This window comes from Terrabacter sp. BE26 (assembly GCF_041941675.1).
GTDB lineage: Bacteria > Actinomycetota > Actinomycetes > Actinomycetales > Dermatophilaceae > Terrabacter.
On the sequence record NZ_CP090122.1, the window covers coordinates 91,435 to 110,484 of the forward strand.

Here is a 19,050-nt window from a genome sequence, read left to right on the forward strand (position 1 = left end):
CGGAGCCAGGAGGCGTTCATGTCCCACCCCCCACGGCCCAAGGCCTCGTCGGCGCGCCGCGTCATCGTCGCCAGCCTCGTCGGCACCTCCCTCGAGTGGTACGACTTCTTCGTCTACGGCACGGCTGCGGCGCTCGTGTTCAACAAGCTCTTCTTCCCCCACTTCGACCCGCTGGTCGGGACCCTCCTCGCGTTCGCCACGTTCGCTGTGGGCTTCGTGGCGCGGCCGCTCGGTGGCGTCGTCTTCGGGCACTTCGGCGACCGGCTCGGCCGCAAGAACGTCCTCGTCGTCACGCTGCTGCTGATGGGGCTGGCCACGTTCGCGATTGGGCTGCTGCCCACCTACGGCAGCATCGGCGCCTGGGCTCCCGCCATCCTCGTCGTGTTGCGTTTCCTCCAGGGCCTGGGCCTCGGCGGCGAGTGGGGCGGCGCCGTCCTGATGACCCTCGAGAGCGGCCACCCCCGGCGTCGCGGGCTCAACGCGAGCTGGCCCCAGGTGGGCGTGCCCATCGGGCTGCTTCTCGCCAACGGCGTCCTGTCGCTCATGGGAGGCATCTCCTCCAACACGGCCTTCCTCACCTGGGGCTGGCGGATCCCCTTCCTGCTCAGCGGAATCCTCGTGATCGTGGGACTGTGGATCCGCCGGTCACTGGCCGAGAGCCCGCTCTTCCAGGAGTCGTCCGACGCCCCGACCGACGCCCACCCGCCGATCGTCGAGGTGCTCCGGCGCTACCCGCGGCAGGTCCTGCTCGCGATCGGTGCCCGAGTGGGCGTCGACGTGGCGTTCTACATCTTCGTGCTGTTCATCACGACGTACGTCGCCACCTACCTGGGGCTGCCGAAGAGCTACGCGCTCAACGCCGTCTTCGTCGCGGCGGCCCTGCAGATCGTCTTCATCCCCTGGTTCGGGCACCTGTCCGACCGCTTCGGCCGACGCCCCGTGTACCTGCTCGGTGCGGTCGGCGCGGCGATCTGGGTGGTCGCCTTCTTCGCGCTGCTGGACACCGGCAACGCGCTGCTGATCATGGTTGCCGCGATCGTCGCCCTCTTCCTGCACGCCGCGATGTACGGGCCGCAGGCGTCGTTCATCAGCGAGATGTTCCCGACCCGCGTGCGCTACACGGGCGCGTCGATGGGCTACCAGCTGGCGGGAATCGTCGGCGGTGGACTCGCACCCATCATCGCCACCGCCCTGCTCGACCACTTCCACTCCTCGGTCGCCGTGTCCGTCTACGTCGTCGCCATGCTCGCCGTCACGGTCGCCTGCGTCCTGGCGGCGCCCGAGACGTGCCGTGCCGACCTGCAGGCCGCGCCGGAGCCGAGCGGCGCTGCCCGCACGGCGGCGGCCCGACAGGAGGCGTGACCGCAGTGGACGTACCGGGCGCGGACAGGCCTCGTGTGGACCAGGCGGTCGCCGGCACCGGACCGCGGAGAACCGTCGACCTCAACAGCGACCTCGGCGAGGGGTTCGGCCGGTGGAGCCTCGGCGACGACGAGGCCATCCTCCAGCTCGTCACGAGCGCCAACGTCGCCTGCGGCTTCCACGCCGGCGACCCCAGCACGCTGCGTCGGGTCTGCACTCGTGCCGCCGAGCGCGGCGTGGGCATCGGGGCGCAGGTCAGCTACCGGGACCTCGCCGGCTTCGGCCGCCGCTTCATCGCCATGGACCCCGAGGAGCTCATCGACGAGGTGATCTACCAGATCGCCGCCCTCGACGGCTTCGCTCGGATCGCCGGCAGCCGCGTCACCTACGTCAAGCCGCACGGCGCCCTCTACAACGCCGCGGCCGGTGACCCCGAGATCGCCGAGGCGATCGCCCGGGCCGTGCGCACCTACGATCCGAGCCTGGCGGTCCTCGGCCTGGCCGGATCCCACCTGGTCCGCGAGGCCCACTCCGCGGGGTTGACAGCCGTGCCGGAGGCCTTCGCCGACCGCGCGTACACCGCCGACGGGCTGCTGGTGTCACGGCGCGAGCCCGGAGCGGTCCTCCACGATCCTGAGATCATCGCTGCGCGGTGCGTCCAGATCGCGACAGAGTCGACGGTCGAGGCCGTCGACGGCACGACCATCACGGTCGACGCGCGCTCGATCTGCGTGCACGGCGACACCGACGGGGCGGTCGGCATCGCCCAGGCGGTCCGGCGCGCCCTCGAGGGCGCGGGGGTCGAGCTGCGGCCCTTCACCGGAGGACCCGGCTGATGCGGTTTCTCCCCGCCGGGCACCACGGGCTGCTGGTCGAGTGCGACGACCTGGCACAGGTGATGCAGCTGCACCGGGCGCTCGTCCAGGACCGCCCCACAGGCGTCGTGGACCTCGTGCCGGCGGCCCGAACGGTGCTGCTGACCTTCGACGGCTCCACCACGCACGCCCGGTTGGCCGCCACGGTGGAAGGCACCGCCCTGGACACCGTCGCCGACGTGGCGCGGACCCCTGAGGTCACCATCGAGGTCACCTACGACGGTGAGGACCTCGCCGAGGTCGCCGAGCTGACCGGCATACCCGCGTCCGAGGTGGTCTGGCGCCACCAAGCCGCCGCGCACACGGTCGCCTTCACCGGCTTCTCCCCCGGCTTCGCCTACATCGCCGGGGGCGACCCCCTGCTCGCCGTCCCCCGCCGCGCCACGCCGCGCACGCGCGTCCCAGCCGGATCCGTCGCTCTGGCAGGCGGATTCACCGGCCTCTACCCGCGCGAGGGACCCGGCGGATGGCAGCTCATCGGGCGCACGGTGGCGCCGCTGTGGGACCTCGACCGGGAGCCGCCGGCCTTGCTCTCACCCGGCACGCGTGTGCGTTTCACCGAGGCGCGGCGATGATCCAGGTGCTGCGCAGTGGCCCGCTCACGACGGTGCAGGACCTCGGCCGGCCCGGACTCGCACACCTCGGCGTGGGCCGCTCCGGCGCCGCGGACCGACCGAGCATGCGACTGGCCAACCGGCTCGTGGGCAACTCCGAGGACGACGCTGCGCTCGAGATCACCTTCGGCGGGCTCGCCCTGCGCTTCGAGCGAGCCACGACCGTGGCCCTGACCGGGGCCCCCTGCGCGGTGGTGGTGGACGGCCTCCGCCGCGCCATGCACGCGCCCGTCACCGTCGGCGCCGGGCAGACCCTCGAGGTCGGTATGCCGTCACGCGGCGTGCGTACCTACCTGGCCGTCCGTGGCGGCCTCGCCGTCACACCGGTCCTCGGGGCCCGCGCCACCGACCTGCTCGCCCACCTCGGCCCGCAACGGTTGCGCGAGGGCGACCGTCTGGCCGTCGGTCCGGCGGTCGGCCAGGTCCCGGGCGTCGACGTCGCCCCGGTGCCCGAGTTGCCCGTGGCGCCGGTGCTCCGGGTCTCGCCCGGACCCCGCGCCGACTGGTTCACGGTCGAGGCCCTCGACACACTGCGCACCGGCCGATTCGAGGTCACGGGACACGCGGACCGGGTGGGCGTGAGGCTCTCTGGCCCCAAGCTCCAACGCAACCGCACCGAGGAGCTGCCGTCCGAGGGACTCGTCGAAGGGGCCGTGCAGGTGCCCCCCGACGGTCAGCCCGTCATCTTCCTGGCGGATCACCCCGTGACCGGCGGCTATCCCGTCATCGCCGTCGTGCACCCGCACGACCTGCCGCTCGTCGCCCAGGTCAGGCCCGGGCAGCAGGTGCGCTTCACGCTCGAGCCGGACCTGCTCCAGAGGGGCCTCGCCCCGGAGCGGATGGTCGACCCGAACTCCCGCGCCTAGCCTCGTGGCGCGGCGCGCGTGAGGTGCGGGGGCTTGGCAGCAACGTGCTTGTCCGCGGGCGACGGGTGGGTTGGCTCAGCGCGTTGGGGCGGACCCGTTCACGGCGGTGTATGGCAGCCCGACCAGGTCGAGGACCTGTGCTGGCACCGTGCCGGCTGCTGCGACGATGTGGAGCTGGTGCCTGTGGGTCGCATGCTCGGAGAGTGCGCTGAAGATGGCGTTGACGCCGGCACTGGCCAGCACGTCGACCCGGGTCAGGTCGAGGACGAGCGGGTGGACTCCCCCACGGCTGGACTCGCCGAGGATCTCGGCGAACTCAGATGCCGTGGCGAAGCTCAGCGAACCCGACACCCGAAGGCTGAGGGGGTGACCCGCGTCGATCTCGGCGGCGAACTCGCCACCGTCGTGCGGCGTCGCCGGCCGGAACGGCTCGGGGTCCAGCACGGCGGGATGGTGCATCCGGTGCCGCACCGTCACGACGGTCCCCGCCGCGCCGTCGCGGTGCGTCACGAGCAGGTCATCGAGCAGCCTGCCGACCATCCACAGTCCCCGACCGCTGGTGTCGTCCGGGGTCGGGGCCGGCTCTTGCCACAGGCCCTCGTCCGCCACCACGATCTCGAGCACCCCGTCGTCGCCGAGCCGAGCGTCAAGGCGGATGGGGCCGGCGTCGTCGGGCGCGTAGGCGTGGGCCACGATGTTGGCCGCGAGCTCGCTGACGGCCAGCTCGACCGCGGACCGGTCTTCGGGTGTCGCGTCGAGCTCGTCGAGCCAGCCTGCCAGTGACTTCCGCAGCAACAGGTAGCCCGCGCGCCCGGCCGGCACGTCCAGGTGCAACGGCTCAACGCTGCGTGAGCGACGCTGAACCGCCATCACCGTTACGTCGTCGTCGTAGCCCTCCCGGGTCAGCAGCTCCACGCTCTGCTGGCAGATCCGATCGACCACCGACCGTGGGGCACCTTCGGCCATGACGCGGTTGGCCACGGCGTCCCCGGCGACGCCCGCGAGCGTGGCCATGCCGGCCTCCAGCGGCCGGCCCGGGCGCTCGATGAGCCCGTCGCTGTACACGATCAGGACCTCGCCAGCCGCCAGCGCGTCGGTGCCCATGGTCGGCCGTGAGCCAGTGCCCAGGGGCCCGGCGCCCGTGCGGGGCAGATAGCGGGTCGAGCCGTCCGCGGCGACGACCAACGGCTGCGGGTGCCCGCAGGTGGTGTACGTCAAGGCGCCCGTGTCTTGGTCGAGAACGGCTACGCACACGGTGGCCGCACGCGTCGACACCGCCCGGGCTGCGATCCGGTCGAGCTTGGCCAGCGAGCCCGGCACGTCGCCGGTCTCCCGGAGCATCTCGTGCAGCAGGGTCCGCAGCCGCCCCATCGCCGCGGACGCGGCCACGCCGTGTCCCACCACGTCACCGACCACGAGGGCGAGCGCGCCGCCGGGCAGCGGTACGGCATCGAACCAGTCCCCACCGGCAGTCTGGTCCTGGGCGGCCACCAGGTACCGGGCGGCGAGGGCGGCCCTCGGCATCACCGGCAGATCCGCCGGTAGGAGTACCTGCTGCAGTTCGGCCACCACGTCGCGTACGGCTTCGTAGCGATGGGCCGCGTCCGCGGCCTGCCGCTGCGCAGCGTGGCGCTCAACCACCCGGTCCGTGACGTCCAAGGCGTGGCCGACGACCCCGTGGACCTTGCCGTCGGCGTCGGTGTGGGGGTCGACGGTGAAGTCGATGAAGAACTCGCGCACCTCGCCGGCGCCCTCGGGCTCGACCTGGATGCGCCACTCCCGACCGACTTCCCTCTGACCGCTGGAGTACACGCGCTCGGCCATGGCGACGATCCGCTGGGCTTCCCACTCGGGCATCAAGTCGCGGATCGGCCGCCCGATCACGTCGGTGCGGCCGGTGAACGCGCGGAACGCGGCGTTGGCCGCCGTCACCCGCAGGTCCGGCCCCTCGCACGAGGCCATGATCAGGTTGATCGCCTCGAAGGCGTCGCACACCGACGCGGGGTCACCCATCGGCCCCGTCCGGTCGTTCGAGGTGACAGGTCGAGCTCGAACAACCATGGAGCCCACAGTAGGGACCTGAACCGAAGAAGGACACCCTGTCGAGGGTGCAAAGCAGACGGCCACGCTCATGACTGGTGGCCACGGCCGTTCTTCCTCAGCCGTCGGTGCTCAGCCCGCGACCGAGAGCCGGACCGGGCGGCGCGGCATCCGACGGGTCGTACCCGACCAGGAGCAGGGCCAGGTCGTCCTGCAGGCGCTGGGACGTGTTCGCGCGCAGCTGCTGCAGCATCCCGTCGAGGACCTGCTCGAAGGGTTCGTGCGCGGCGAGCACCTGCAGCGTGTCCGGGTCGAAGAAGTGCCCAACGGCGGTGCGCGCCTCCAGCAGGCCGTCGGTGTGCAGGAGCAGGCGGTCGCGGCGGTGAAGCCGCCCGCGACCCGGTGTCGGCTCGACCCCCAGCCCCAGCGGGGGTGCGGGGTCGAGAGCGATGGGCTGCCAGCCGTCGCCGGAGATGTGGAAGGGCGGCGGATGCCCGCACGAGACGGCCTCGAAGAAGCCGTCGGGTCCGATGTCGATCAGGCACGCGGTCACGAAGTCCTCCTCGCTGTCCAACCAGGGACGCAGCTGTTGGTCCAACCGCTTGGCCAGCGCCGGCAGGGCCGGCTCCTGGGTCGCGGCGGCGCGGAACTCGCCGAGCACGACCGTGGCCGTGCGCACCGCGGGAAGGCCCTTGCCGCGAACGTCGCCGACCAGGAGCCGGACGCGGTCCTCCACGGGAACCACCTCGTACAGGTCCCCGCCGATCTGGGCCTCCTCGGCGGCGCTGACGTACCGGGCGCTCAGCCGAAGCGACCCAACCCGGGCCGGGACAGGGGCCAGGATGGCCAGCTGCGCCGCCTCGGCGATCGCGGTGACATCGGTGAGGCGATCGCGCTGCTCGCTCAGGGTCGTGGCCGTGTCCATGGCGAGCCCGATGCGCCGGGCGAGGTCCTCGAGGAAGCGCACGTCCTCGGAGGTGAAGCGGCGCCCCGACTCGGCGTGGGCGAGGCTGATGGCGCCGATGACACCGTCGTGTCCGGGCATCGGGGCGATGACCGCACTGACCATGCCCAGCCGGTGCAGGACCTCGGCGTGCTCGTCGCTGGTCGCCGCGGCATCGAGCAGTTCCCGGGGGATGTACGGGTAGAGCTCCGAGCGGCCGGTCCGGATCACGGCCGGGGCCCCGGTTGCGGCGTCCATGTCGGCGGGGAAGACGTCACGCATCGACTGGGCCCACGCCGTCACCTGCGGGTCGCGGTGCCGCAGCGCCGCCGTGACCAGCTGGCCGTCCTTGAGCTGGTGGATCACGCACCAGTCGGCCAGGCGCGGCACCAGCAGGCGGCACGCCTCGGCCAGCGTGCCGTCGACGTCGTGCGTGCGGAACAGGGACAGCGACGCCTCAGCCAGCAGCTGCGTACGTTGGGCGGCCGCATCGGCGGCCTCCAGCTCCTGGGCCCGGGTCAGTGCCGCCGCGAGCGCTCCGCTGAACGCAACAAGCAGACCCTCCTCGGCGGTGACGATGACCCCGACCGGGAAGGTCAGGGCGAGCAACCCCACCGTCCTGTCACCGCGGGTCAGCGGCAGCACGTGCAGGCTCCGGTCGTCGCGGTAGTAGCCGCGCAGCTGGGGGAACTGCGCCTCGATCGCGGCTCGGTTCCGGTAGTGCCTCGGCGTGCCTTCCCGAGCGGCAATTGCGCCGGGAAGGTCGGCGTCGACCGGGAACTCGGTGTACCGGTCCGCCTCCGGACCGCCGCGCCCCATCCACACGATCGACCGCATCATCTGGTCGGCGTCCAGGACGAAGACCATCCCGGAGCTCGCACCCAACCGGGCCGCGGCGCGCCCCACGAAGCCGCTCGCGACCTCCTTCACCGTGCGGGCACCGGTGAGCTCGACCGCGAGGGCATCCAGCAGTCCCTGGGCCAGCGAACTGGTGTGCTGCAGCACCTGACGGTGGTGCTCCATGAGCTGGGCGGCCACGATCGCCGACGCGCAGCCGATCACGCAACCGGCGAGCCTCACCAACCATGCCGCGGACCCGAGGTTGTCGTTCCACAACCCCGAAGCCACGGCCGCCGTCACCGCGGCCACCGAGATCATCAGTGTCTGCCGGGGCGACGCGCTCACGGCAACGACGAGCGCGGCCAGGCAGAACAGCCCGCTGACCTGGAAGTCGGCCAGCACGTCCACCGCCACCCATGCCCCGAGGACGACACCGCCGGCGACCAACGCCGACGGAGGCCGTGGAGGCAACAGGGTCACTGCCATCGGGACACTCCTCGCGGGCCACCGCCCTTGTCGCCCATCGGTCCAGGACGTCCCTGTGATCAGGTTCCGCGGTCGCGCACCACGGACGACGGTAGCGGACGCCCGCCTGGCGGGCATAGCACCCGATGTGCGCAAGCACACCCCGAGTGGTCGGGGATCGCCGGCGCAAGGATGGCAGCGGGCCCGCGCATGACCTCGATGACGAGGGTCAGCGTTGCGCCCGACCTGCCGACGCTCGCTATCGGCAGATCTGCCGATGCCGCCCCGCAGTTCCGATCCGTAGTGTCGGGTTGCATCCCTACGAGAGGACCCATCCATGACCATCGACCGAGGACTGCTGGCGATCTTGAAGGCCAAGCCCGGCAAGGGTGACGAGCTCGCGGCGTTCCTGAAGCAGGGCCGAGAGCTGGCCGCGCAGGAAGAGGGCACCGTCAACTGGTACGCATTCCGACTCGACGACACGACATACGGGATCTTCGACACCTTCGAGAGCGAGGAGGCCCGTCAGGCCCACGTGAACGGCCGGATCCCGGCGGCCCTCCAGGACGTCGCCTCGGACCTACTGGCTGAAGCCGCCGACATCAGGCCGATCGACGTGCTCGCGGTCAAGTAACCTCGACCCGGTGGCCGATCCGGCCGCTTGTCGAACGGTCTCGGCGAGCCGTGGCCCACGCGGGTATCGCCGAGCCCGTATGCGTGATGACGTCAGGTCGTCATGCCCAACCGTCGGGCCACCTGGCTCGGGTCACCTCTCCCCCGGAGACGGTCACCGTCATGACGACCGGACCGTCGGGCAAGGGCAGCAGCTCGTGCTCGCCCTCGACCACCGCTGGGTAGACCAGTGCGTACGACACACCGGTGCGGGTGGGGCGGCCCACCACGCCCACGTGCGGGCGCTCCCCGTGGTCGTGGTGGTTTGCCGTGCCGTCAGGGTCGTGGCCCAACTGGCCGTGGGTCGGCTGGGCCACCGCGCCTGCGGGGCGGATCTCGACCTCGAGCCCCTCGGTCGAGGCGGGCATCGAGACCACGAGGGCGCCGACGTCGCCGCCGATGTCGAGGAGCACCGGCCCCTGCCCGGCATACGGGTTCTCCGTGCTGGCCACAGCGGTTCTCCCTTCCCGTCGTCGAGTCAGGCGGCCGGTGTGCCGGGCTTGCTCTGGAAACCGCCCGCGGGGTCTGGCATGTAGGGGAAGGTCCGCAACAGTGCCAGGTTGGTGTTGGTCGTGCCGTCCTCGAGCAGGGCCGCGGCCTTGTCGGGTCTGAAGGACGGGTCGACGAGCGGGATCGTTGCCCCGGCAACCGCCCGCAGCTCGATGGCGACGACGTTGTCGAGGAGCCGACGTCCGTTGGGGAAACCGGCCGGGTCACCGGCGATCAGGCCGATCGGTTTCGGGTGGGCGCTCGGCCGAACCGCGAGGTTGAGCCGAAGCAGGTCTGCCTGCGTGGCGCCGGTGTAGTTCTGGAAGCCCGGGACGACCCCCGCGGGGATGCCGGTCAGCAGGATGGCGAGCAGGTCCGCACGGCTCTTCGTGTAGGCGGCCAGGTGAGGGAAGACCCCGGGGTAGAGCGCGGGCAGCAGGCGCGCGAGCTCCGGTCGCGCGACGTACTTCGCGAACTGCCTGTCCTCGTTCGGGGGCAGGGCGTTCCAGCGGTCCTTGTGGGCCATGGGAACGATGACCTCGTTGAAGAGCGGGTTGCCGAGCCGGGAGACCTGGCCATAGGGCCCGTGGCCTACCGGCCGGCCCTGTCCCGGGTCCCACATGCGAGCCTTCTGACGGCTCGCGGTGGCCCACACGCCGATGACGGACGAGGCCTTCATCGGGTCGGTGGGGAGGTCGCCGTTACGGCTCAGGTCGGAGATCGGCACCTGGATCGCAATCGTGTGCACGTTGAGTCCCTGCAGCCCGTTCACCCCGGCGGCGCTGGGCAGCGGGATCAGGTGCAGGTTCTGGAAGGGGCGCAGGGCACCGAGATCGAAGACGCTGCCCAGGTCGACGTAGAAGGCGTCGCCGCGCTGACCGGCGAAGACGGTCCGGCCGCCCTGGATCGGGTGCACCGCCGCATGAGTGAAGGTGGCTCCGTAGTGCGGGGTGCTGCGGGTACCGATGTTGACCGGTGGGCACGCCAGGTCCGTGGCCAGGTGCCGTGGCTCCTTCCCACGGGCCACGCGGGTCACGGAGTAGAACTGCGGGCGGTTCCAGTTCGGGTCGTCGATCGAGGTGAGGGGGCCTGTGTTGTAGAGAAACGTGTCGGCGTGGCGCACCTTCGTGGTGAACCGGAACTGGTACGTCACGTCGGCGCGGACATCGCCCCGGTTGCTCACGTGGATCTCGTAGAGGACGTCGTCACCGAACTCGTAGAAGTTCGGGCCGCCCTGCGGGCTCTGGAACGGGATGAAGTTCGCGATGAGAGTGACGGTGTGCGGCTTGTCGGGACTGACGAAGGCGTAGACGTCGGTGTTGTCGGCCACGGGGTCCTTCGAGATCTCGGGCGCTTCCCGGTGCGACGACATCGTCAGCGCCCCGCTGCTCGGGTGAGGCGTCGGACGAGGTCGCGGTCATGGACGACAACCTCGTCGTGGCCGACGTAGAGCACGATCGTCCCCGCCGAGGCGTCGCACACGTGGGCGACGAGTGGTTGGGCGCCCGTCCCGGGCGATGAGGGTGCTGCCCAGCTTCCGGGCGCTGCGGCCACGACTGCGCTGGTGACGGCGCCGGACCCGGCAACGGCCAGGAAGGATCGGCGCGAGGTTCTGGACATGTCTGCTCCTTCTGACAGGGACCGCGCTTCGCTGGTGGCGACCTTTCGTCGGATGAGCCGACGTGGTCGGGACCCCCTTCGACGCTACGCCGCGGGCATGCGTTCGGCTGGGATTCGCAGTCGGCGCCGCAAGCCCGTGGCGGGCATTCCGGTCGGGTCCGGCGAACTGCCTGGCCCCTGCACTGTGAGGCAGTAACTTGAGAGGTCAACGCTGTTGTGGGCAAGGAGATCGGGATGGCTACCATCGTCGTTTTCGGGGGCACGGGCTTCACCGGCAGCAACGTCGTCCGCGAGGCATCCGCGCGCGGCCACCAGGTCGTGTCGGTGAGCCGGTCCGTGCCGGATGACCCCATCCCGGGCGTTCGGTACGAGACCGGCGATGCCGAGCAGGTGGCCGAGCGTGTCATCCCGGGGGCCGACGCCGTCGTGGCGGCAATCTCGCCACGCGGTGACATGTCGGGCCGGCTCGTAGAGGTCTACCGGGAACTGGCCCGTCAGTCGGCCGCGGCGGGCGCGCGCTACATCCAGGTCGGCGGGTTCAGCTCGCTGCGCCCCGCGCAGGGGGCGCCGCGGTTCGTCGAGGGGGACATTCCCCAGGAGTTCCGCGACGAGGCGTTGGAGGGGGAGGCAACCCGGGCCCTCCTCGCCGAGGAGGCCCCCGAGGACCTGGACTGGGTCTTCGTCAGCCCCGCAGCCAGCTACGGCGCAGGGGTAGCCGGCGAGCGCACCAGCGGCTTCAGGGTTGGCGACGACATCGCCCTCTTCGACGAAGAGGGCGGCTCCAACATCTCCGGCGCGGACTTCGCCGCGGCGATCGTCGACGAGATCGAACGCCCGACGCGACACCGCGCGCACATGAGCGTCGCGTACTGAACCTTTCGCCGAGCGCGGCGGCCTGACAGACACCCAGCGCCTCCCCACGGGGGCGCTGGCTGGTCGGGGTCAGGCTTCGCCGCCCTGATCGGGGTCGTCGTCCTCGTCGTGCCGCTCGTCCTCGTAGTCGCGCACGAGGTCCCACGCCCGCTGTACGAGGCCCGCGGTGTCGTTGTCGTCCAGGCCGTTCATCGCCTGGGCCAAAGCCCAGTCCGGGGGAACGCGGGCGCCCGACTCCGAGCCGGTATTGGTCGGCATCTTCCACCTCCAGGCGCAGTAGGTCGCGCGAGTCCATTGTGCCTCCGCGGAAAGCACCCGAGTCCGGGGCGGCCACGGCTGACCGGCCGAGGCGGCCACGTCGAGAACGGGCCTGCTGTGGCCGGGCGGGCGTAGGGTTCGATATGGGGGTCGGGGCATCCTGCGGCGAAAGAACGGAGTCCCTCATGCCAGCCGATCCGCCCGTTCCGAAGCCTCGTGGGGCGCAGTTGGCGGAGTTGATGTCGCTCGTCCGGGCTGCCCGGGGAAACGTGCAGGTCCTGCGGGCGGGAAAGGTTGATCCGGCACGATTGTCGGCGGCTCGTGGCGTACTGCTCGATGCCACGGAAAGGTACGCCGCTGAGCTCGGCAGGCGTGGGCTGCCCATGCCGCCGGGGCTACGTGACGAGCTGCGCCTGCAGCGCGGCATCCTCAACCGGCAGAACGGACTCGGCCGCCCCACCGGTGCTGCCCTCGGCCGCCAAGGGGTCCTGCGCTCCAGTGATCAGCGGCGCGCAGTGCAGCCGCCAGCGCATCCGCCCCCGTGGGTGGCGCCCGGCTAGCCCTACTGGCCAGACCGGCCGGGCAGACCGTCCTCCGCTGTCGCTCGGCGAGGACAGCGGCCCAGACCGGGTCGCGCTGTGCTCGGGACGAGTTGGCCCACAGACGGGGTCAGTTGGCACCAAAGGCCCTACGCCCACGCGGTGGGAGTGACACCATGAGCACCATGCCCGACTACGCCGTCCGCGCCGCCTTCGACGAGGTGCTGTCCGAAGAGGTCGACGCGCGACTGCTCGCCCTGGTCCCCGGAACGGTCGTCTCCCACCCGCTCAAGGGAGGGACTGAGGTCGTTGTGCGCACCACGGCGAGAAATGTGCTTCAGGTCACGGAGGACCTCCAGCGCGTCGCAACCCACCTCTGGGGGATCGCCGGCGTCGACCCGGTCGCGCTGTCGATCGACCCGGTCGCGCTGTCGACCGACCCCATCGCGCTGTCGATCGACCCGCTCGAGGCCTGAGGCCCATCACCGAGGAGCGAGTCGCGTCGAGCCCGGCCACTGCCATCATGAGGACGTGGAGCGCGCACGCATGGAGGCGTTCAGCGACGGGGTGCTCGCCGTTGCGATCACCCTCCTGGTCCTCGACCTGCACGCCTCCGCCGCCGAGCCGGAGCCCTTGTCCACCCAGCTCCAGCAGGGTTGGCCATCGTTCGCGGCGTATGCCGTCAGCTTCTTCGTCATCGGGGTCGTGTGGATCAACCACCACGCGGTGGTGAACCTCGTCGCACGCGTCGACCGCCGGCTGCTGTTCTACAACCTGCTGCTGCTCTTCTTCGTCACGACCATCCCGTTCACCACCTCCACCCTCGCCGAGTACCTCTACCCCTCGCACGGCTCGAGCACGAGCCTCGCCGTGCTGCTCTACGGCGTCAGCACCGAGGGCATGGCGGTGTCGTTCACGCTCATGCTGTGGCACATGACTCGGGCTGGTTTGACGACGAGGCCGGTCACACCACAGCAGGCCAACCGGGCCGTCCTGCGCTTCGGTGTCGGCACCCTGCTCTATCCTCTGGTGACGCTCCTGGGGCTCGTCAGCGCACCGGCGATGCTGCTGCTCTATGCCGCGCTCACCGCGTACTACGTCTTCGAGCAGACCCCCATCCTGGGCGACGGGCCGCCCGAGGGCACCAGCCCGTCTGACGCGGGGTGAGCCGGATGATCGACAGCCTGCGGGAACGGACCGCCTGCTCGAGTCAGCCAAGCCCCCAGCGAGGCGGGCACATGCCCACCTGAGCGGCTCACGTTCTTCATGTGTGGTTGCGCGCGAGCCGGTTGCGCCGCTCCTCCTCCCGCTTGGAGTACGCGGCCGCGCGGATGGCTTCGTCGGACTCGAAACTGCTGCCCAGCGCGCCGCCGATGGTCGCCACCGACGCCACGAACCACGCCAGCCGGAAGAGGTCGCCGTACCCCACGGGCATGCGGGCGTTGCGGCTCATCACGCCGGGATCGAGGACGAACAGTGCCCACGCCAGGTTGAGGACATACAGGGCGATGTAGCAGATGACCACCCCGACCAACAGGGTCACCAGCGTCGAGGTGTTGTAGAGCCGTGACCTGTCGCGCGCCTCTGGAGACTCCTCGTCCGGACGGTCCCAGAGCTTGCCGTCGATGACGAGCCAACCGACGACGAGCGCGATTGAGGCGATCATCGCCACGACCAGGCGCCACAAGGGCAGCGACACGGCCACCTGCCACACCGTGGAGTTGATGGTGGCAATGCCGCCCGTCGTGAGTGCCGCAACCAACGCCGACTTGAGTCCGGGCACGAGCAACCACGGGCGGTTGGCGAGCACCATCCCCAGCAGCAGGCGCCAGCGGCCACTACGGCGAGGCAGCGGCACGCGGCGTCTGCTTCGCGAGTCGGAGTCCACCATGCCTTCGAAGAGCTCGCTCAGCGCGTGTCTGCTGCGTGCGTGCATGCGGAGTCCGCCCAGCGCCGGCAGGGACAGCACCGCCGTCTGTCGCTGGGGGTCGGTCTCGATCAGCAGGTATCGGCCGTCGCCGTCCCGAAGGGGAAGCTCGGTGAGTCCGACGACCAGGTCCCACTGGTGTTCTTCGGCGCGCCCCGTCAGTCGTGACAGTGCGGTGTCCACGTCCTCGCAAGCCAGGGTGAACGGCTCACTGACCACCTCGATGTCCCAGGCCTGCCCATCCCCGCCGTCCCGCCCGCCGCGGTCGCGCATCCGGCGCGCGATCTCGGTGGGCTTGGCCGGGTCGGCGACCAGGCCGATGCGAACCTGTTCCATGGCGACGAAGTACCCGTAGTACCCATCTGCAAACGCCCGAGCGAACGGGCGACCGACTGGCAGCTCGGGCCATGAGTCGAGTGACCTGACGGGGAACGTCCATTTCAGTCTGACCTCGTCGGCAGTGCCGCTCTCATGAGCTGTATGCGGGACAGTCCCGTCCGCGCGCCCCGCCATGAGCCGTCTTGCAGAGCCAGGCACCCGTGCTGCCCAACAACTCGCACGCCGCCGCGGTGGCATACGGCGTGTGTCCGTCGGTGTCCAGGATCACCCGCACGCGCACGTCGCGTGACTGCATGGCCTCGACAAGCGCGGACACGTCGTGGGCGAAGCGCTGCCCGTCATCGGCGACCAGCCGGTCGGCGTTGGCCAGCATCCCAAGGTCGGTGGCGCCTTGAGCTGCCAGCGATCCGGCTTCCGCGAGCAAGGCGGGGGTGGAGAGCGACTCGACGACGCCGCCACTGCGCCAGCCGGGGATCGTGACCACCCCGACCGAGGTTCCGGCCAGGTGCGTAGCCACGGTGGCCACGAAGCCAGGTAGTGCAATCACGCTGGACAAGCCGTGGTAGACGGCAACACACAACCATCACGTACCGCCTGAGACGTCTCCCCCGACGCGTAGAGCCTGTGCTCGAGCTTTGCTGCTACCTCGCCCACACTCAAGAGTCGCCGCTCCATCGGCACTGGCCTGGAGCCGTGCATCGTCATGTGACGCGCTGTGCTCACAGGCATTCCCCTGAGGTGAGGAGGGCTACCACGTGATCAACAGGTCTGGGGGTAGATGAAACCAAGAGCTGGGGCGAGCGGTCCCGAGGGGGTGGGGGGTCGCCCGGGACCGCTCGCCGTGTTGCTAGAGGGGTAGCTGGCAACCCATGTGCGGCTGTGCTCGGATCGCTCCTCGCTCTGCCAAACCCTCTGATTCCGCCGACCGTGGCACGTCCGGGACCTCATGTTGAAGTCCGCATCGGTGCGCGACGACCGGCGGAACCTAAGTCACCATCCAATCGGGCTCTCGGAGCGGTCGACTAGCCATGGCGCGCAGAGCCTATGGCCGAATCGCGCATCGTCAGCGCCGTGTGGTCGCCTGCACCGACTCGCGCCTTGGACCGGGGACGAGCGACTCTTCCGGGCCGTGGCGACCCCACTGTCCACGTCCCTATGTCGGTTGCCGCCTCAAGGTGTGGGAGGGCAGCTCCCCGAATGCCTGCCGATAGGCCGCAGCGAAGCGGCCCAGGTGCACCATCCCCCAGCTGTACGCGACGGTCTCCACGGTCGTCGTGCCAGGAGTCGCCCGCGTCAGCTCCTCATGAATGCCTGCGAGCCGCAGGTCGCGCAGGTAGGTCATGGGCGGCTTGCCGACATGCTTGAGGAACCCGTCCTGCAGTGAGCGCACACTCACGTGGGCTGCTCTAGCCAGGACAGTGCTCGACCACGCCTCTGCTGGACGTTCGTGCAACACGTCGATCGCACGCGCGACCGCAAGAGGAGCGGCCGGCACGTCAGGACGGTCGAGCCTTTCGAGGTTGTGGTGCGCGTGCCCCAGGAGGAGGGCGTCGAGCAGGGTCCTTTCCAGCTGTCGCCCGGCAGCGGGATGCGAGAGCAGACGTCCCGGGCTGGCGAGCTCACCAGCGAGGAGGTTCACCATGCTTCGCCAGACTCGCCCCTCGGGCGTGGTGAGGCTCATGTGGAAGGGCAGGTCCAAGGGTCTCTTGGCGGTATGTCCCAGGAGCTCCTCGAGCTCGCTCTCGAGGGTTGAGCTGGGGATCATGATGCACAGCTGAACGGCATCATGACTCCACTCGATGTGAGCGGGCTCGCCGACGGGAAACACGGCCGCCTGCCTGCTCGCGGTGATCAGCGGCTCGGAGCGGCCCACACGCGAGACGACCGTCCCCAGCACCGGCGTGTTGACGTGGATGTGACTGGCCTCTTCGGTCACCAGTCGCATGCGACGTCCGTATCCCAGCTGCCCCACCGTGGTCGTCCCCAGGCGCACCGCGGCCAGGCGCATGGCCAGTGCGCCTGGTTCCAACGGTTCGAGGCGGTTGGGCAGATACACGTCGGCGACAGCTGCCTCAGCCTCATCGCCTGTAGTGGCCGTCACGACCTCCACCGCCCGCGCTGGTGTCGCCAAGGCGTCCTTCGTGGGATCCGGTGCGGCGGGGTCATCCCCGCGACCCGTCCCAGACGACTGTCGCGTGCGCATCGTCAAGCAGCCCGCGTTCGCCAAGGGCCTGGGCGCCAGCCACCATCACTGTTCATACGTGCACCAACGGCTTCGACATGGGACCTGCTCGGTGCGGCCACTATATGCAGATGATGGGCAAGAAGAGTACGGCTGCTTCCCCAGCCGCCGGTGAGGACGCCGACGGGCCAGACGCCCGCGTGCCCGCGACCCGACCGGCGATCAGGCTGATGACAGCCCGACGAGGTGACAGCAGTCGACCCGTGCGCTCATCGCCCTTCACCGACTGCAAGGCGGGACGCCTTGTGGTGAGCCTTTCCGGATCGAGCACGCGACAACGTGCGTTTCACCCCGAGGTAGGTCACCACGGCACCCCCGATCCACGGGGCCCCGACGATGAAGGGGTCCATCCACTGGTGCTTGATGTCAGCGCGGTTGCGCCCCAGCCGGGAGCGAAGGCCGTGGTACCTCGCCTCGGCAAGCACTCCGGTCTCGGTGATCGGATTGTCGGGGCGCAGGGTCAGCAGTGAGCGCCCCGCGCTTTCGACGGTGTCGACGCGATCGGCCAGCAACAGCAGTAGCCAGTGCGCCGACTGGCCCTCGCTGTACTTCGCGTAGGAGTACTTGCGAATGACACCGGAAAGACCTATTGGCGGGCACGTCGTACCGAACACCGGCGGGAGCTGGGTGTGTTCCACGGACCGTTCCCGTGGCCACTTCTCCGGCTGCCGCTCCGGGTACTCCCAGTGCGCGCCGGAGAACGACGGGTCGAACCGCTCCCGTGGCACCGACGGACGGTCGGCGGGGTCGAGGTCGGCGCCCCAGCCGGGGATCCGCGCCCGCAGGGTGTCGCTGTCCTCGCCAATCGGGGGCTTCTGAGGTGTGTACGTGTACGTCATGAAGAACTCCTCCCTGGGCTACGCGGCGCTGGGAACCACGATCGGCTTGATGCAGTTGTCGAGCTTGGACGAGAACACGTGGTACCCCTCGGCGATGTGATCCAGAGGGATGCGGTGGGTGATGACGTCGCTGGGCTTGAGATGGCCGTTGCGAATGTGCTCGAACAGCCGCGGCCACTGTCGCTTGACGGGGCACTGGTTCATGCGCAAGGTCAGGCCCTTGTTCATCGCGTCGCCGAACTTGACCGCGCTGAAGAGCGGACCGTAGGCCCCCACGACCGAGACCGTGCCGCCCTTGCGAACGGTGTCGATCGCCCAGTTCAGCGCGACCGGCGACCCACCCTGGAGCTTGAGCTTCGCGGCTGTCACGTGTTGGAGCAGGGCTCCGTCGGCTTCCGCGCCGACCGCGTCTATGACGACGTCTGCCCCCAGGCCGTCCGTCAGGTATTTGATGTGGCGCACGATGTCGGCATGTTCCGTGAAGCTGATCGCCTCGGCGTGGGCGAAGTCGCGGGCCTTCTGGAGCCGGTAGTCGAGGTGGTCGATGACGATGACCCGGCCGGCGCCCATGAACCACGCCGACCTCGCCGCGAACAGCCCCACCGGACCGGCCCCGTACACGACGACGACATCGCCCTCGGCGATGTCCCCCAGCTGGGCCCCGAAGTACCCCGTCGGGAGGGCGTCCGTGAGCAGGACGGCGTCGTCGTCATCCATCCAGTCCGGGATCAGCCCCGGCCCGACGTCCGCGAACGGCACCCGGACGTATTCCGCCTGGCCCCCGTCGTAGCCGCCGCAGGTGTGCGAGTAGCCGTAGATGCCACCGACCGCCGTGGCGTTGGGGTTCACGTTGTGGCAGTTGGAGTAGAGCCCCCTCGCGCAGAAGAAGCACGTCCCACAGAAGATGTTGAACGGCACCATGACCCGGTCGCCGGGGCGCACGTTTTCCACCGACGACCCCACCTGGTGCACCTCGCCGATGAACTCATGCCCGAACGTCATCCCGACGCGGGTGTCCGGCATCATCCCGTGGTAGAGGTGCAGGTCAGACCCGCAGATCGCCGCCCGGGTGACTCGCACGATCGCATCGTTGGGATGCTCGATCGCCGGGATGTCCTTCTCCTCGACACGGACCCGGTAGGGCCCGCGATAGACCATCGCACGCATGCGCGTCTCCCCTCAGCGACCCCGCTCGTGCATGACCACCCGTTTTGCGGCCAACTCGGTCCATCCGGAAGCGACGTCGC

19 protein-coding genes are annotated in these 19,050 nt (G+C 70.2%); 8 read left to right on the plus strand and 11 right to left on the minus strand.

Translation table 11 applies throughout. The annotated features are described in order from the left end of the window. Positions 1 to 18 precede the first annotated feature (18 nt). From LQK93_RS00445 to LQK93_RS00460, 4 genes are read left to right on the plus strand one after another with little or no spacing between them, the layout of a single operon-like run. On the plus strand, positions 19 to 1,362 hold the full coding sequence (locus LQK93_RS00445; protein ID WP_374969620.1) for an MFS transporter: 1,344 nt from the start codon (positions 19 to 21) through the stop codon (positions 1,360 to 1,362). A gap of 35 nt (positions 1,363 to 1,397) precedes the next feature. After that, positions 1,398 to 2,198 (plus strand): LamB/YcsF family protein, encoded by an 801-nt coding sequence (locus LQK93_RS00450; RefSeq protein ID WP_374969621.1) that lies wholly within the window; start codon positions 1,398 to 1,400, stop codon positions 2,196 to 2,198. Continuing rightward, the gene (locus LQK93_RS00455) at positions 2,198 to 2,812 is read left to right on the plus strand and encodes an allophanate hydrolase subunit 1 (RefSeq protein ID WP_374969622.1); all 615 of its coding nucleotides are present in this window, start codon (positions 2,198 to 2,200) and stop codon (positions 2,810 to 2,812) included. Before LQK93_RS00450 ends, LQK93_RS00455 begins: the two co-directional genes overlap by 1 nt. Then, entirely contained in the window at positions 2,809 to 3,717 is a 909-nt protein-coding gene (locus LQK93_RS00460; RefSeq protein ID WP_374969623.1) for a biotin-dependent carboxyltransferase family protein, read from the plus strand. Before LQK93_RS00455 ends, LQK93_RS00460 begins: the two co-directional genes overlap by 4 nt. A gap of 75 nt (positions 3,718 to 3,792) precedes the next feature. On the opposite strand, the gene LQK93_RS00465 is transcribed toward LQK93_RS00460, so the two are convergent. Together LQK93_RS00465 and LQK93_RS00470 are read right to left on the minus strand one after the other, a co-directional pair. After that, a complete protein-coding gene (locus tag LQK93_RS00465) occupies positions 3,793 to 5,850 on the minus strand; it encodes a SpoIIE family protein phosphatase (protein ID WP_374969624.1) in 2,058 nt (685 codons plus the stop codon). 25 nt (positions 5,851 to 5,875) lie between these two features. Further along, a complete protein-coding gene (locus LQK93_RS00470) occupies positions 5,876 to 8,026 on the minus strand; it encodes a SpoIIE family protein phosphatase (RefSeq protein ID WP_374969625.1) in 2,151 nt (716 codons plus the stop codon). A gap of 316 nt (positions 8,027 to 8,342) precedes the next feature. Between LQK93_RS00470 and LQK93_RS00475 the strand changes: the two genes are divergently transcribed. Continuing rightward, positions 8,343 to 8,639: a putative quinol monooxygenase gene (locus tag LQK93_RS00475; protein WP_374969626.1), complete on the plus strand. Its 297-nt coding sequence runs from the start codon at positions 8,343 to 8,345 to the stop codon at positions 8,637 to 8,639. Positions 8,640 to 8,739: 100 nt separating this feature from the next. Here the strand turns inward: LQK93_RS00475 and LQK93_RS00480 are convergent, their stop codons facing one another. From LQK93_RS00480 to LQK93_RS00490, 3 genes are read right to left on the minus strand one after another with little or no spacing between them, the layout of a single operon-like run. Beyond that, entirely contained in the window at positions 8,740 to 9,129 is a 390-nt protein-coding gene (locus LQK93_RS00480; protein ID WP_374969627.1) for a hypothetical protein, read from the minus strand. 26 nt (positions 9,130 to 9,155) lie between these two features. Next, positions 9,156 to 10,538: a DUF4331 domain-containing protein gene (locus LQK93_RS00485; protein WP_374969628.1), complete on the minus strand. Its 1,383-nt coding sequence runs from the start codon at positions 10,536 to 10,538 to the stop codon at positions 9,156 to 9,158. A gap of 2 nt (positions 10,539 to 10,540) precedes the next feature. Further along, on the minus strand, positions 10,541 to 10,786 hold the full coding sequence (locus LQK93_RS00490; protein WP_374969629.1) for a hypothetical protein: 246 nt from the start codon (positions 10,784 to 10,786) through the stop codon (positions 10,541 to 10,543). A 234-nt stretch (positions 10,787 to 11,020) separates the two neighbouring features. Between LQK93_RS00490 and LQK93_RS00495 the strand changes: the two genes are divergently transcribed. Continuing rightward, on the plus strand, positions 11,021 to 11,659 hold the full coding sequence (locus LQK93_RS00495) for an NAD(P)-dependent oxidoreductase (RefSeq protein WP_374969630.1): 639 nt from the start codon (positions 11,021 to 11,023) through the stop codon (positions 11,657 to 11,659). 69 nt (positions 11,660 to 11,728) lie between these two features. Here the strand turns inward: LQK93_RS00495 and LQK93_RS00500 are convergent, their stop codons facing one another. Next, complete coding sequence (locus tag LQK93_RS00500) at positions 11,729 to 11,917, minus strand: hypothetical protein (protein ID WP_374969631.1); 189 nt, start codon at positions 11,915 to 11,917, stop codon at positions 11,729 to 11,731. 715 nt (positions 11,918 to 12,632) lie between these two features. On the opposite strand from LQK93_RS00500, the gene LQK93_RS00505 reads away from it, so the two are divergent. Both LQK93_RS00505 and LQK93_RS00510 read left to right on the plus strand, forming a co-directional pair. Further along, a complete protein-coding gene (locus LQK93_RS00505) occupies positions 12,633 to 12,932 on the plus strand; it encodes a hypothetical protein (protein ID WP_374969632.1) in 300 nt (99 codons plus the stop codon). Between the two features lie 55 nt (positions 12,933 to 12,987). Continuing rightward, positions 12,988 to 13,623: a TMEM175 family protein gene (locus LQK93_RS00510; RefSeq protein ID WP_374969633.1), complete on the plus strand. Its 636-nt coding sequence runs from the start codon at positions 12,988 to 12,990 to the stop codon at positions 13,621 to 13,623. Between the two features lie 97 nt (positions 13,624 to 13,720). Here the strand turns inward: LQK93_RS00510 and LQK93_RS00515 are convergent, their stop codons facing one another. The 5 genes from LQK93_RS00515 to LQK93_RS00535 form a co-directional block, all read right to left on the minus strand. Further along, positions 13,721 to 14,896: a hypothetical protein gene (locus LQK93_RS00515; protein WP_374969634.1), complete on the minus strand. Its 1,176-nt coding sequence runs from the start codon at positions 14,894 to 14,896 to the stop codon at positions 13,721 to 13,723. Beyond that, positions 14,853 to 15,206: a hypothetical protein gene (locus LQK93_RS00520; protein WP_374969635.1), complete on the minus strand. Its 354-nt coding sequence runs from the start codon at positions 15,204 to 15,206 to the stop codon at positions 14,853 to 14,855. The genes LQK93_RS00515 and LQK93_RS00520 overlap by 44 nt, the downstream gene beginning before the upstream one ends. 669 nt (positions 15,207 to 15,875) lie before the next feature. Beyond that, positions 15,876 to 16,832: an AraC family transcriptional regulator gene (locus LQK93_RS00525; protein WP_374969636.1), complete on the minus strand. Its 957-nt coding sequence runs from the start codon at positions 16,830 to 16,832 to the stop codon at positions 15,876 to 15,878. 341 nt (positions 16,833 to 17,173) lie between these two features. Beyond that, complete coding sequence (locus tag LQK93_RS00530) at positions 17,174 to 17,803, minus strand: hypothetical protein (RefSeq protein ID WP_374969637.1); 630 nt, start codon at positions 17,801 to 17,803, stop codon at positions 17,174 to 17,176. An 18-nt stretch (positions 17,804 to 17,821) separates the two neighbouring features. Further along, a complete protein-coding gene (locus tag LQK93_RS00535; RefSeq protein ID WP_374969638.1) occupies positions 17,822 to 18,970 on the minus strand; it encodes a zinc-dependent alcohol dehydrogenase in 1,149 nt (382 codons plus the stop codon). Between the last annotated feature and the right edge of the window lie 80 nt (positions 18,971 to 19,050).

Bases quoted from the DNA above. Each gene is read 5' to 3' on its own strand.
- LQK93_RS00445 (WP_374969620.1), top strand. From the start codon at position 19: ATGTCCCACCCCCCACGGCCCAAGGCCTCGTCGGCGCGCCGCGTCATC.
- LQK93_RS00455 (WP_374969622.1), top strand. From the start codon at position 2,198: ATGCGGTTTCTCCCCGCCGGGCACCACGGGCTGCTGGTCGAGTGCGAC.
- LQK93_RS00460 (WP_374969623.1), top strand. From the start codon at position 2,809: ATGATCCAGGTGCTGCGCAGTGGCCCGCTCACGACGGTGCAGGACCTC.
- LQK93_RS00465 (WP_374969624.1), bottom strand. From the start codon at position 5,850: ATGAGCGTGGCCGTCTGCTTTGCACCCTCGACAGGGTGTCCTTCTTCG.
- LQK93_RS00470 (WP_374969625.1), bottom strand. From the start codon at position 8,026: ATGGCAGTGACCCTGTTGCCTCCACGGCCTCCGTCGGCGTTGGTCGCC.
- LQK93_RS00475 (WP_374969626.1), top strand. From the start codon at position 8,343: ATGACCATCGACCGAGGACTGCTGGCGATCTTGAAGGCCAAGCCCGGC.
- LQK93_RS00485 (WP_374969628.1), bottom strand. From the start codon at position 10,538: ATGTCGTCGCACCGGGAAGCGCCCGAGATCTCGAAGGACCCCGTGGCC.
- LQK93_RS00490 (WP_374969629.1), bottom strand. From the start codon at position 10,786: ATGTCCAGAACCTCGCGCCGATCCTTCCTGGCCGTTGCCGGGTCCGGC.
- LQK93_RS00495 (WP_374969630.1), top strand. From the start codon at position 11,021: ATGGCTACCATCGTCGTTTTCGGGGGCACGGGCTTCACCGGCAGCAAC.
- LQK93_RS00500 (WP_374969631.1), bottom strand. From the start codon at position 11,917: ATGCCGACCAATACCGGCTCGGAGTCGGGCGCCCGCGTTCCCCCGGAC.
- LQK93_RS00505 (WP_374969632.1), top strand. From the start codon at position 12,633: ATGAGCACCATGCCCGACTACGCCGTCCGCGCCGCCTTCGACGAGGTG.
- LQK93_RS00515 (WP_374969634.1), bottom strand. From the start codon at position 14,896: ATGGCGGGGCGCGCGGACGGGACTGTCCCGCATACAGCTCATGAGAGC.
- LQK93_RS00530 (WP_374969637.1), bottom strand. From the start codon at position 17,803: ATGACGTACACGTACACACCTCAGAAGCCCCCGATTGGCGAGGACAGC.
- LQK93_RS00535 (WP_374969638.1), bottom strand. From the start codon at position 18,970: ATGCGTGCGATGGTCTATCGCGGGCCCTACCGGGTCCGTGTCGAGGAG.